Genomic DNA, 11,988 nt, shown 5'->3' with positions numbered 1-11,988 from the left:
CCGCCTGAACCGGAGGCTCTGATGTCGCTCGACCTGACCCGCGTCCTGCCCCATGCACGGATCGCTGAACTGCCGAACCCCTATTTTGGCAAGGTCCGCGACTGTTATGACCTGCCGCCCACTGATGCCGCGCCCGAGGGCCAGCGCCTGCTGATCTCCTCGGACCGGATTTCGGCCTTTGACCAGATCTTGGCCTCGATCCCGTGGAAGGGCCAAGTGCTGACCCAGACGGCGCGCTATTGGTTCGATGCCACCGCCGATATCTGCCCCAACCATGTGATGGCCTATCCCGACCCCAATGCGGTGATCGGCCGCCGCCTGCAAATTCTGCCGGTGGAAGTGGTGGTGCGTGGCTATCTGGCGGGCACCACCTCGACCTCGATCCTGACGCAATACAAGGCTGGCAAACGCGAGATGTATGGCCATGTCTTGCCAGACGGTTTGCGCGACAATGAGGCCTTGCCGCAGGCGATCATCACGCCGACCTCGAAGGCCTTTGACGGGGGCCATGATGAGCCGCTGACGGCGGAAGAGATTGTTTCCCAAGGGCTTTTGACCCAAGCGCAATGGGATGAGGTCTCGGGCTATGCTTTGGCATTGTTCGCACGCGGCCAGAAGATGGCGGCCGAGCGTGGGCTGATCTTGGTTGATACCAAATACGAATTTGGCACCGATGCGCAGGGTCGCATCCTGCTGGCCGATGAAATCCACACCCCCGACAGCAGCCGCTATTGGATCGCCTCGGGTTATCAAGAGGCGCTGGAGAACGGCACCCGGCCGCCGAGCTTTGATAAAGACGTGATCCGCTCTTGGGTGGTGGCGCGCTGCGATCCCTATAAGGATCCGCTGCCAGAAATCCCGCCCGAGATGATCGCGCAGACCGCGCAGGTCTATATCGATGCCTTCGAGGCGATCACCGGCCAGAGCTTCCGCCCCGACAGCTCTGCCGCCACGCCTCTGGACAGAGTGCGGGCCAATCTTGCGCATTGGTTCGCCTGACCGTTTGCGCTAACAGCGGCCAATCCGATAGTCTGCGCCGGAACCTTTAGGGAGAGTGCGATGATTCTCAGCTGTGGCGAGGCGCTGATTGATATGCTGCCGCGCGTGTCGACCACGGGCGAGGCTTGCTTTGCCCCCTATGCGGGCGGCGCGGTGTTCAATACCGCCATCGCCTTGGGCCGTCTCGGCGCGCCGGCGGCGTTTTTCTCGGGCGTCTCGACCGATATGCTGGGCGAGATTTTGGCCGATACTTTGACGGCCTCGAAGGTGGATGTCAGCCTCCTTGCCCGCTCGGACCGCCCGACCACGGTGGCCTTCGTGAAGCTGGTGGAGGGTCAGGCGACCTATGCCTTTTATGATGAGGCGACGGCGGGGCGGATGTTGTCCTCTGACCAACTGCCCGCGCTACCCGAGGCCGTCTCGACCCTGTTTTTCGGCGGGATTTCCCTTGTGAATGATCCCGCCGCCAGCACCTATGAGGCATTGCAAGCGCGCGAGGCCCCTGCCCGCGTCACCATGATCGACCCCAATATCCGCCCCGGCTTTATCGAGGGCAAAGAAGAGGCCTATCGCGCCCGGATCGAGCGGATGATCGCGCAGGCGGATTTGGTGAAGCTTTCGGACGAGGATCTCCTGTGGCTTGAGGGCGAGGGCGATCTTGGTGACCTCGCGCGCGGTATTCTGGCGCGTGGGCCGAAGGTGGTCTTCATCACCGAAGGTGCCAAAGGTGCGCGGGCGCTGACCGCGACCGAAGACCGTTTTGTCGCCGCCCGCAAGGTTGAGGTCGCTGATACCGTGGGCGCAGGCGATACGTTCAACGCGGGCGTTCTGGCCGCGCTTCAGCAGGCGGGTGCGCTGAGCAAGGCGCGTGTCGCCTCGCTGACCGCTACAGAGTTGGATGCCGCATTGGCCCTTGGCATCCGCGCCGCCGCCGTTACCGTCAGCCGCCCCGGTGCCAACCCGCCTTGGGCGCATGAGCTTGAGGCCCCTGCCGCATGAGGGCCGTGCTACAACGTGTGAGCCGCGCGCAAGTCTCGGTCGCGGGCGAAGTGGTCGGGCGCTGCGGACCGGGGTTGATGATCCTTGTCTGCGCCATGCAGGGCGATACGGATGCCCATCCCGCCAAGCTCGCGGCCAAAATCGCCAAGATGCGGATTTTCCAAGACGATCAGGGCAAGATGAACCGCTCAGTCCGCGATATCGGCGGATCTATTTTGGTTATCAGCCAGTTCACCCTTGCCGCCGATCTGCGCGGCAATCGGCCCGGCTTTTCCACCGCCGCCCCGCCCGAAGACGGCAAACGCCTTTACGAGGCCTTTGCCGAAGCCTTGACCGCCGAAGGCCTGCCCGTCGAGCGCGGTATCTTCGGCGCCGATATGGCGGTGGAATTGGTCAATGACGGGCCGGTGACGATCTGGGTCGATACCGAGGCATAAAGCCCATGCGGGGGCTACGCCCCTGCATGCGCCCGTGCCAAACCTAGATTATTTGAACGGATTGCTCGGCTTTTGCTCGTTAATGACCGTACCGCAAGTGATCAACGCATCGATCGAGGCGCGGCTGCCCGACAGCGAGTAGTCCTGCACTGCACCACCATCAGCGGTCCGCAGGAAAAGCCGATTGCCCCTGGCAACCTCCAAGATGAATTCCGACCCGGAATCGCCTGTCGGCAAGGTGAAGAGCACCGAGTTTTGCGTCAGCTCGGCATTGGTCAGGCTCCATTGCGGCAAGCGGTCAATCTGCAATTGCAGATCTGCGCTCTCGCCGCTGCCAAACTCCCAAGCCTTTGAGAAGAACTGCAATTGGACCGAGTAATCTTGGAAGATCCAAAGCGAGAAGCTTTCCGAGGCATCGCCCACCGCCGCCTGACAGCCCATGCTCCCATCGTCCCAAGCCACAAGCTCAACCTGCCAATGCTTGTGCTGAAACAGCACCTCGGATTGGAATGAGCTTTGTTGGCCCAAAGCCGGCGTCGCAAGGGTCAGAGCGGCCAAAAGCGCGCAGCGGATGTTCAGCATAACGTTCCACACAAATTCCTAGAGTTGTGCGCTAGTTTTGCGAAGAGGCGGCGCAGATAGCAAATGAAACTTTTTGTCATGCAGCCCGCCCCGCCGTGGCTGTTGCGGCCTCCGGCGGGGATAGTTTGATACAAATAAAGGGAATGGCCCCGTTTCGATATAGCGCTTGGGCGCTTACTCTTGCCACTGCCAAGGATTGATAAAGGCGTTGAGAACCTTGGCCACGCTGGCATCTTCGACCGCGCCTTCGCGGGTAAGCACTGCAACAAGGCCGCGCTTTTTATCCTCAACCACTTCGGCCACATGCGCCGGGATGCCCGCAGACTTCAGCGCCGCATCATAGACGCGGGTGATCGCCATACGGCGCAAGTCAGGCTTGAAAACCTTGCCCACAGCGGTTTTCGGCAGCTCTGGCAGGATCTCAATCACCTTGGGTCGCGCAGCGCGTTCGGCGATGTGTTTATCGGCATAGCTCGTCAGCTCCGCGACGCTGACTTCGGCGCCTTTGACCAGTTCGACATAGGCGCAAGGCAGCTCACCCGAATGCGCATCGGGCTGGCCGATGGCGCCGACAAAGCCGACCGCCGGATGGCCCATCAGCGCCTCTTCGATCAGCGCGGGGTCGATGTTATGGCCGCCGCGGATGATCAGATCCTTGGCGCGCCCGGTGATGAAGAGATAGCCCTCGGCGTCCAACCGCCCAAGGTCGCCAGTGCGCAAGAAGCGGCCCTCGGCAAAGAGGTCTTTGTTCTTATCGACTTCCGTATAGGTCGAGCCCTCATAGACACCGGGGTTCGCCACACAGATCTCGCCCACCTCATCCACCGCGCATTCGCGAAAGCCAATCGCGCCCTCTTTAGAGAGGATACGGACATGGGTATGCGGGAAGGGCAGTCCGACCGAGCCGATTTTCTTAGTGCCGCCGGGCGGGTTCACGGCGACAAGGCAGGTGCATTCGGTAAGACCGTAACCTTCGACAATCTCGACCCCGGTTTCCTTTTTGAACCGGTTATAAAGCTCAATCGGCAGCGGCGCCGAGCCCGAGAAAGCATTGCGCAGGGTCGAGATATCGGCATTGACCGGGCGCTGCATCAGGGCCGCCAATGCGGTCGGCACGGTGATCAGATAGGTGCATTTCCACCGCTCGATCAGCTTCCAGAGGTTGTCGAACACCCCCTCGCCCCGGTAGCCCGCCGGGGTCGGGAAGACGACATGCGCGCCCGAGGCGATCATCGACATCAGGATCGGATAGGCCGCGAAGACGTGGAACAAGGGCAGCGGACACATCACCACATCTTCGGGGGTGAAGAGGAGCTTCTGCCCCAGCCAGCCGTTATAGACCATGCCCGAGAATTTATGCTGCGCCACCTTCGGCAGGCCGGTGGTGCCGCCAGTGTGGAAATAGGCGCAAACCCGATCTTCGGGCGTATCGGTGAAGGTCAGCCGATCCGAGGGTTGCCGCGCAAGAGCGGCATGAAAGCTGATCACATCGGCGCGGTGCGCCACGGGATTTTTCGGCCGGATCAACGGCACGATCAGCTTTTTGGCACCCGTGAGATAGGTCCAAAGATCGACCTCAACCACGGTTTTCACATTGGGGGCAAACTTCACCGCCTCGGCCACCTTTTGCGCCAAATCCGTCTTCGGGAAGGCGCGCAAGGTCACCACGACTTTGGCATTGGTCTCGCGCAGGATGGCGCTGATCTGCTGCGGCTCCAAGAGCGGGTTGATCGGATTGACGATGCCCGCGACCGCGCCGCCGAGCAAGGTAACGGCCGTCTCCATCGCATTGGGCATGACATAGGCAACAACGTCTTTTTCACCCACGCCAAGACTGCGGAAGAGATTGGCCGCGCGCGTCACCTCAGCATGCAGAGCGCTCCACGTCAGGCTGCGCGCCGGGGCTTTGGGGGCAGAGAGCAGCTGATAGCTGATCGCCGGACGCGCGCCATGCGAGGCTTTGGCACGGCTGAGGAAATCATACATCGTGCGGGCGACATCAAGATCGGCCCAGGCTCCCTCGGCCTCAATCGCCATCACATCTGCGCGGCTTGCGAAATCTGCCATCGTGGTTCTCTCCTTCCACCCCTCTTCTGTGGAGGGCCAATCCCGCAAAGGATGAAAGGGATGGCTTGCTTTGCCAACCTTTTTCGCGCCGAGCCGACGCAACGTCGCCAAAGGAGACGTTGCGTTCACGCCCTTGTGCGGCGCTTTGGGGGCGGGAACCCCGATTGTGGTTTCAGTTGGCGCCGTCGGTGAATTGGAGCCGCGCGAGACGTGCGTAAAGCCCGTCTTGGGCGACCAGTTCATCGTGAGTGCCTTGGGCAACGATCTTGCCGCCGTCAAAGACGACGATGCGGTCTGCGCGCTTCACGGTGGCCAGACGGTGCGCCACGATCAAGGTGGTGCGGCCTTTGGCCATGGTTTCGACGGCCAATTGCACAGCACGCTCGGATTCTGCGTCGAGAGCGCTGGTCGCCTCGTCCAAAAGCAGGATCGGCGCGTCGCGCAGGATGGCGCGGGCGATGGCGATGCGCTGGCGCTGACCGCCCGAAAGCATCACCCCACGCTCACCAAGGTAAGTGTCATAACCATCGGGAAGCGCTGCGATGAAATCATGTGCGGCGGCGGCGAAAGCGGCGGATTCCACATCGGCATCCGAGGCCTCGGGGCGGCCAAAGCGGATGTTCTCGCGGGCGGTGGCAGCAAAGATCACCGGATCTTGCGGCACCAAGGCCAAAGCTTTGCGGAAGTCCTGCCGCGCCATGTCGCGCAGATTCACACCGTCCAGCGTGATCCGCCCAGCCTGCGGGTCATAATGGCGCAGCAAAAGCTGCAAAACCGTGGTTTTGCCGGCACCCGAGGGGCCAACCAAGGCCACCGTCTCGCCGGGGGCAACGGTCAGGCTCACCCCCTTTAGCGCCGAGCTGTCAGGGCGCGAGGGGTAATGGAAGCCCACATCCTCAAGCCGGATCTCGCCACGCAGGGGCTGCGGCAAGGCCTTGGGCTCGGCCGGATCTTGCACAGCATCTTCGGCGGAAAGGATCTCGACCAAACGCTCGGTGGCCCCTGCGGCGCGCATCAACTCGCCCCAGATCTCGGACAGAGCACCAACGGCACCCGCCACCATAACCGCATAGATGACGAATTGGATCAGCTCGCCCACGCTCATGGCCCCGGTGCGCACATCGCGCGCCCCGACCCAAAGGACGCCAACGATGCCCGCGAAGACGAGGAAGATCACGATCACCGTCATCACCGCCCGAGTGGCGATGCGGGCATTGGCGGAACGCAGGCTGCGCTCGGTCAGCGTGGCAAAGCTGCGCTGGGTTTGCGCCTCATTGGTATAGGCCTGCACGGTCTGCACCGCGCTCAGCGCCTCAGACGCCTGCCCCGAGGAGGCCGCGATCCAATCTTGGTTCTCACGGCTAAGGCTTCGCAGCCGCCGCCCCAGCACCACGATCGGCACCACCACGGCAGGCACGATCAACAAGACCAACCCCGCCAGCTTGGCCGAGGTGGCAAGCAACAGCACAAGCCCCCCCAGCAACATCAAGACATTGCGCAAAGCGACCGAGACCGAAGAGCCAATGACCGACAGGATAAGCGTGGTGTCGGTGGTGATCCGGCTCAGGATCTCACCGCTCATCACGCGCTCATAAAAGCTAGGGCTGAACCCCATCACCTTGTCAAAGACAGCGCGGCGAATATCGGCCACGACATGTTCGCCCAGCCGCGTGACCAGCCAGTAGCGCAGCCCCGTGCCCAGCGCGAGCAAGGCGGCAATACCAAGGAAGGCACCGAAATATTGATCCAAAAGCGCCACATCGGCGGATTGGAACCCATCCACCACGCGCCGAACCGCCAAAGGCAAGATCAGGCTTAACGTTGCCGTCAGGATCAGCGCCAGCCCAGCGCCAAGCGCCAGCAAGCGGTAAGGCCGCAGGAAGGGCGCGAGCCCAGCCAAAGCGCCAACACGGCGCGAGGCGGGACGCTCTTCGGTAGTCACAGGGCTGCGGGCCATCGGGCTGCCTTTATGTCAATGCTTTGTACAACAGGGTCTTATGCAAAGGGCTGGGACTGCGGAAGGCAAGCCCTAGCGGATGCGGGCCGGGTTTACGTCCTCGCCTGCCATGGGGCAAGCGCAGCTTTGTCGCGGCGGCCATGCGGCTTGCACTTGCGGGCGGGCTTGGGGCAGCATCGCGGCAGGGCCTTTGCCCCGTTATGAAGGAATGCCTATGCCCTCTTCTCTGCGCTTCACCGCCCCCGATGGGGCCAGTCTCGCCTATCAGGATGAGGGTCAGGGGCTGCCCGTGCTTTGCCTTTCCGGCCTGACGCGGACCATGGCGGATTTCGACTATGTCGCCCCGCATCTGACCGGCTGCCGGGTGATCCGGATGGACTATCGTGGCCGAGGCGAGAGTGATTGGACCGGCCCGCAGACATACAACGTGCCGACCGAGGCCGGTGACGCGCTGGCGCTTATGGACCATCTGGGGCTTCAACAAGCGGCAGTCTTGGGCACCTCGCGCGGCGGCATCAACGGCATGTATCTTGCCGCCACCGCCAAGGCGCGGCTCTTGGGGCTGTGCCTCAATGACATTGGCCCGGTGATCCACCGTCCGGGGCTTGAGCGGATCCGCGATTACATCGGCCGCCGCCCCGCCGCCAAAACCCATGCGGAAGCGGCCGCCAAGATGCCTCATGTGATGGAAGGCTTTGCCAATGTCCCCGCCAGCCGCTGGCTGCAAGAGGTGCAGCATTTCTACGATGAGACGCCCAGCGGCTTGCAGCTGAAATACGACGCCGCTTTGCGTGAGCCCTTCTTGGAGGGCCTCTCCCAGCCTCCCGCCGATCTTTGGCCGATGTTCGAGGCCTGCACTGGCCTGCCTTTGGCGCTGATCCGCGGCGAGAACTCGGACCTTCTGACGCCTGAGGCCACCGCCGAAATGCAAGCCCGTTGCCCCGACATGATCCTCGCCGGGGTGCCCGACCGCGCCCATGTCCCCTTCCTTGATGAGCCGCAATCCCTTATGGCCATTGGCAAATGGCTTGAGAGATTAAGATGACCAGCTTTGCAATGATCGAGGCGGCTGCCGCGCGCATGGCCGGCCATATCCGCCAAACCCCGCTGCTGCACGCGCCACTCCTCGACCGCCTTGCCGGTCGCCGCGTGCTGGTCAAAGCCGAGGCTTTGCAGATCACCGGCAGTTTCAAGGCGCGCGGTGGCTGGTCCGCCGTCTCGGCCCTGCCGCCCGGAACGGGCGTGCTGGCAATGTCCTCGGGCAACCATGCGCAAGGCGTGGCTTGGGCCGCCGCCGCGCATGGGATCAAAGCCGTGATCTTGATGCCTTCAGACGCTCCGGCGGTCAAAATCGCCAATACCAAGGCCTACGGTGCCGAGGTGGTGCTTTATGACCGCGCCACCGAGGACCGCGATGCCATCGCCGCCCGTCTCGCGGCCGAGCGCGGGCTGGCGCTGATCCCGCCCTTTGACCATCCGCAGGTCATCGCGGGCCAAGGCACTGTCGGACTTGAGCTTGCCAAGCAGACCGCAAGCTTTGGTCTTGGTCCCACGGATGTGCTGGTGCCCTGCGGTGGCGGCGGCTTGGCTGCGGGCATCGCCCTTGCCGTGGCGCAAAAGGCCCCGCATCTTCGTGTCCGCACTGTCGAGCCAATGGGATTTGACGATGCCGCCCGCTCGCTCGCCAGCGGCACTTGGCAGCGCAATCCTTCGACCATCGGCACGATCTGCGATGCGATCACCACGCCCTCGCCGGGCCAGTTGACCCTGCCGATCCTGCTTGAACACGCCGGTCCCGGCCTTACCGTCAGCGATGCGCAGGCCCTGCAAGCCGTGGCCGAGGCCTTCACCCATCTGCGCCTTGTGGCCGAGCCCGGCGGCGCCGTCGCCCTTGCCGCCGCGCTCTTCACCCCGGGCCTTGGCGATACGGTGATCTGCGTCGTCTCAGGCGGCAATATCGACCCCGCCCTCTTCACCCAAAGCTTACAAGTCTAATCTATGCCCCATGTTTTTCTCCCCGACCTGCGGCTCAACGTGCAAATCGAAGGCCCCGAGACCGCCCCAGCCTTGGTGCTGATCCACGGTCTTGGCGGCGATCTGCGGCTTTGGGATGGGCTGGTAAAGCACCTGCCCCACCACCGCATCTTGCGCATGGACCTGCGCGGCCATGGCCAAAGCGACACCCCCGAGCCGCCCTATAAAATGGGCACAATGATCCGCGATGTTGAACGGCTGATTGAACATTTCGGGCTGAAAGACGCCGTGGTCATCGGCGTCTCCTTGGGCGGCATGATCGCCCAAGGCCTTGCCGTCAAACGGCTCGACCTTGTCCGCGGGTTGGTGCTCTCCAACACCGCCCCCCGCATCGGCACCGTCCCGCAATGGCAAGAGCGCATCGCCGCGGTCGAAACCTCGGGCGTCGGGGCCATCGCCGAAGCAAGCTTCCAGCGCTGGCTCGGCCGCGCCTGGCGCGACAACCCCGCCCTCCCGGCCTTGCGCGACACGCTCCTCGCCACCAACCCCAAAGGCTGGATCGGCGCCGCTTCCGCCATCTCCGGCACCGATTTTTACGAGACCACCGCCACCCTGCGGCTGCCCACACTTGTCATCGCCGGGGCCAATGACGGCTCCACCCCGCCAGACCTGATGCGCGAAACCGCCGACCTCATCCCCGGCGCGCGCTATCAGCTGATGCGCCGTGTGGGCCACCTGCCAATGCTGGAAGACCCGCCAGCCTATGCCGATCTCCTGAATGGCTTCCTTACCGCCATCGGCCACAACTAAAGCATTTGCGGCATATAGAGGTCGCAAACCGCTCTGCCTTCCCTCAACCCCCGCCTTACCCTTCGCCTTGATAAAAATACTCTGCGGGGGTCCGGGGGTGCAAAACCCCCGGCGCCTGCCAGCCAGCGGGGCAGATATGAAACTCAAAGACCTGGAAATTTTCATCGTCGCGCCACCGGCTCCGGGCTGGGGCGGGCGCTATTGGATCTTCCCCAAAATCACCACCGACAGCGGCATCGTCGGCTATGGCGAATGCTATGCCTCGACTGTCGGACCCAAGGCGATGAAGGCCGTCATCGAGGATGTGTTCGAACGGCATATGCTGGGCGAAAACCCCGAAAACCTCGAGTTGATGTATCGCCGGGTCTATTCCAGCGGCTTCACCCAGCGCCCTGACCCCACGGTGATGGGCGCTTTCGCCGGGCTAGAGATGGCCTGCTGGGACATCCTTGGCAAGATGCGCGACCGCCCAGTCTGGGCGCTTCTGGGCGGGCGGATGAACGATAGGGTGCGCAGTTACACCTATCTTTATCCCGAGGACGGCCAGAACCACGCCGAATTCTACAACAACCCCGATTGGACCGCCGAAGCCGCCGCCAAAGTCGTCGACCAAGGCTTCACGGCCGTGAAATTCGACCCCGCCGGCCCCTATACGATCCGCGGTGGCCACCAACCGGCGATGAGCGACATCTCCCGCTCGGTTGAATTTTGCAAAAAGATTCGCGAGGCCGTGGGCGACCGCGCGGACCTCCTCTTCGGCACCCATGGCCAATTCACCACCGCAGGCGCGATCAGACTTGGCCGCGAGCTCGAGCCCTATAATCCCCTGTGGTATGAAGAGCCGATCCCACCGGACAATCTTTTGGAATTCGCCGAGGTTGCGCGTTCGGTCCGCATCCCGCTGGCCACCGGCGAGCGGCTGACCACCAAAACCGAGTTTGGCACCCTTCTGCGCGCCGGCGGCGTCAAGATCTTGCAGCCTGCCCTCGGTCGCCTCGGCGGCATCCTTGAGGCCCGCAAACTCGCCGCCATTGCCGAGATCTTCAATGCCGAGATGGCACCGCATCTCTACGCAGGCCCCGTCGAATGGGCGGCCAATGTGCATCTGTCGGTCTCGATCCCGAACCTGCTGATCGCCGAGACGATCCAGACCGGAGGCGCCTTCCATCTGGCGCTCATTCGCAACAGCCTCAAATGGGAGGGCGGCTATATCCTGCCGCCCGAAGGCCCCGGCCTTGGCATCGATTTCGACGAAGATCTCGCCCGCGCGCATCCCTATACCGGCACCGGGCTGCATTTGCAGATGCAAGAAGCGCCCTGTGATTACAGCCACGGCAACCGTTTTGAGGGCGGCGCGCCCGCAGGCACCTGAAGCCATAAGCCTAGGGCCGCCGTCCAGCGGCCCTAGGGTTTCAAAATCCGCAAGACCGCCTCGCGCACGAAGGCCCAGCGCTGCGCCAAAGCCGCATCACTCGACAGGTCCCGGTCATAGATCACCGCCCCGGTGTAGCGGTTGTTGAGATAGTGATAGCACAAGGCCGCGATGGTCATATTGACCCCGATCGCCTCCAACCCCTCGCGAAACACCCCCGCCGCGCGCCCCCGGGCCAGCACATCGCTGACCGAGGTCAGAAGCGGCGAATGCATATCGCGGATGCGCGCCGACTGCGCCAGATACTTGCCCTGCAGCAAGTTCTCGCCATTCACCAGATTGAGAAAATCGGGGTGTTTGACGAAATACTCCCAAGTGAAATCGATCAAGGCAGTGATGGCAGCCTCAGGCTCCAGCCGGGCCAGATCCAACTTGGCCTCAGCCGCGCGCATCGCGCCATAGCTTGCCTCGAGCACGGCAATGTAGAGCTGCTCTTTATTGCCAAAGTAGTGATAAATCATACGCTTATTGACTGCGGCCCGCTCGGCCACGCGGTCGATCCTTGCCCCTGCAAAGCCCGCTTGCGAGAATTCAATCAACGCCGCCTGCAAGATGCTGTCCGCCGTGCCAACAGGGTCACGGGCGCGCTTCTCCACCGCGCCTTCCGGCTCTGCGCTCATCTTTGCCCCCATCGCCCCTACTCTGACGGCCCGAAACTAGGGGCTTTGCCGCAGCATCGCAATTGACCAAGCCGCCTCGCCTCCGATAAGTAACCACATAGTTACTTATAC

General features: G+C 62.9%; 11 protein-coding genes. 7 read left to right on the top strand and 4 right to left on the bottom strand.

The genetic code is table 11. The features are described from left to right. Positions 1 to 21: 21 nt before the first annotated feature. Genes Q9295_RS00580 through dtd form a run of 3 tightly spaced genes read left to right on the top strand, consistent with a single transcriptional unit; the run spans position 22 to position 2,435 of the window. Positions 22 to 999: a phosphoribosylaminoimidazolesuccinocarboxamide synthase gene (locus Q9295_RS00580; RefSeq protein WP_306678360.1), complete on the top strand. Its 978-nt coding sequence runs from the start codon at positions 22 to 24 to the stop codon at positions 997 to 999. 60 nt (positions 1,000 to 1,059) lie between these two features. Then, entirely contained in the window at positions 1,060 to 1,998 is a 939-nt protein-coding gene (locus tag Q9295_RS00575) for a carbohydrate kinase family protein (protein WP_306678358.1), read from the top strand. Next, positions 1,995 to 2,435 (top strand): D-aminoacyl-tRNA deacylase, encoded by a 441-nt coding sequence (gene dtd, locus Q9295_RS00570; protein ID WP_306678356.1) that lies wholly within the window; start codon positions 1,995 to 1,997, stop codon positions 2,433 to 2,435. Before Q9295_RS00575 ends, dtd begins: the two co-directional genes overlap by 4 nt. Before the next feature lie 48 nt (positions 2,436 to 2,483). Here dtd and Q9295_RS00565 read toward each other — a convergent pair whose 3' ends face one another. The 3 genes from Q9295_RS00565 to Q9295_RS00555 all read right to left on the bottom strand — a co-directional run bounded on the left by Q9295_RS00565 (position 2,484) and on the right by Q9295_RS00555 (position 7,041). Continuing rightward, a complete protein-coding gene (locus Q9295_RS00565; protein ID WP_306678355.1) occupies positions 2,484 to 3,017 on the bottom strand; it encodes a DUF1176 domain-containing protein in 534 nt (177 codons plus the stop codon). Between the two features lie 174 nt (positions 3,018 to 3,191). Further along, positions 3,192 to 5,084 (bottom strand): acyl-CoA synthetase, encoded by a 1,893-nt coding sequence (locus Q9295_RS00560; RefSeq protein WP_306678353.1) that lies wholly within the window; start codon positions 5,082 to 5,084, stop codon positions 3,192 to 3,194. 172 nt (positions 5,085 to 5,256) lie between these two features. Continuing rightward, on the bottom strand, positions 5,257 to 7,041 hold the full coding sequence (locus tag Q9295_RS00555) for an ABC transporter transmembrane domain-containing protein (protein WP_306678351.1): 1,785 nt from the start codon (positions 7,039 to 7,041) through the stop codon (positions 5,257 to 5,259). A 214-nt stretch (positions 7,042 to 7,255) separates the two neighbouring features. On the opposite strand from Q9295_RS00555, the gene Q9295_RS00550 reads away from it, so the two are divergent. The 4 genes from Q9295_RS00550 to Q9295_RS00535 all read left to right on the top strand — a co-directional run bounded on the left by Q9295_RS00550 (position 7,256) and on the right by Q9295_RS00535 (position 11,197). After that, complete coding sequence (locus Q9295_RS00550; protein ID WP_306678350.1) at positions 7,256 to 8,086, top strand: alpha/beta fold hydrolase; 831 nt, start codon at positions 7,256 to 7,258, stop codon at positions 8,084 to 8,086. Continuing rightward, the gene (locus Q9295_RS00545) at positions 8,083 to 9,036 is read left to right on the top strand and encodes a threonine ammonia-lyase (protein ID WP_306678348.1); all 954 of its coding nucleotides are present in this window, start codon (positions 8,083 to 8,085) and stop codon (positions 9,034 to 9,036) included. Before Q9295_RS00550 ends, Q9295_RS00545 begins: the two co-directional genes overlap by 4 nt. Positions 9,037 to 9,039: 3 nt before the next feature. Continuing rightward, the gene (pcaD, locus tag Q9295_RS00540; RefSeq protein ID WP_306678346.1) at positions 9,040 to 9,825 is read left to right on the top strand and encodes a 3-oxoadipate enol-lactonase; all 786 of its coding nucleotides are present in this window, start codon (positions 9,040 to 9,042) and stop codon (positions 9,823 to 9,825) included. A 136-nt stretch (positions 9,826 to 9,961) separates the two neighbouring features. Beyond that, a complete protein-coding gene (locus Q9295_RS00535; protein WP_306678344.1) occupies positions 9,962 to 11,197 on the top strand; it encodes a mandelate racemase/muconate lactonizing enzyme family protein in 1,236 nt (411 codons plus the stop codon). A gap of 32 nt (positions 11,198 to 11,229) precedes the next feature. Here the strand turns inward: Q9295_RS00535 and Q9295_RS00530 are convergent, their stop codons facing one another. Continuing rightward, a complete protein-coding gene (locus Q9295_RS00530) occupies positions 11,230 to 11,877 on the bottom strand; it encodes a TetR/AcrR family transcriptional regulator (protein WP_306678342.1) in 648 nt (215 codons plus the stop codon). Between the last annotated feature and the right edge of the window lie 111 nt (positions 11,878 to 11,988).

Origin of the sequence: Pseudogemmobacter lacusdianii, from assembly GCF_030848395.1 — a bacterium.
Taxonomy (GTDB): Bacteria; Pseudomonadota; Alphaproteobacteria; order Rhodobacterales; family Rhodobacteraceae; genus Pseudogemmobacter; species Pseudogemmobacter lacusdianii.
The sequence above is the reverse complement of the archived record's forward strand: the minus strand, read 5'-3'. Positions and strand labels throughout refer to the sequence as shown.

Bases quoted from the DNA above. Each gene is read 5' to 3' on its own strand.
- Q9295_RS00580 (WP_306678360.1), top strand. From the start codon at position 22: ATGTCGCTCGACCTGACCCGCGTCCTGCCCCATGCACGGATCGCTGAA.
- Q9295_RS00575 (WP_306678358.1), top strand. From the start codon at position 1,060: ATGATTCTCAGCTGTGGCGAGGCGCTGATTGATATGCTGCCGCGCGTG.
- dtd (WP_306678356.1), top strand. From the start codon at position 1,995: ATGAGGGCCGTGCTACAACGTGTGAGCCGCGCGCAAGTCTCGGTCGCG.
- Q9295_RS00565 (WP_306678355.1), bottom strand. From the start codon at position 3,017: ATGCTGAACATCCGCTGCGCGCTTTTGGCCGCTCTGACCCTTGCGACG.
- Q9295_RS00560 (WP_306678353.1), bottom strand. From the start codon at position 5,084: ATGGCAGATTTCGCAAGCCGCGCAGATGTGATGGCGATTGAGGCCGAG.
- Q9295_RS00555 (WP_306678351.1), bottom strand. From the start codon at position 7,041: ATGGCCCGCAGCCCTGTGACTACCGAAGAGCGTCCCGCCTCGCGCCGT.
- Q9295_RS00550 (WP_306678350.1), top strand. From the start codon at position 7,256: ATGCCCTCTTCTCTGCGCTTCACCGCCCCCGATGGGGCCAGTCTCGCC.
- Q9295_RS00545 (WP_306678348.1), top strand. From the start codon at position 8,083: ATGACCAGCTTTGCAATGATCGAGGCGGCTGCCGCGCGCATGGCCGGC.
- pcaD (WP_306678346.1), top strand. From the start codon at position 9,040: ATGCCCCATGTTTTTCTCCCCGACCTGCGGCTCAACGTGCAAATCGAA.
- Q9295_RS00535 (WP_306678344.1), top strand. From the start codon at position 9,962: ATGAAACTCAAAGACCTGGAAATTTTCATCGTCGCGCCACCGGCTCCG.
- Q9295_RS00530 (WP_306678342.1), bottom strand. From the start codon at position 11,877: ATGAGCGCAGAGCCGGAAGGCGCGGTGGAGAAGCGCGCCCGTGACCCT.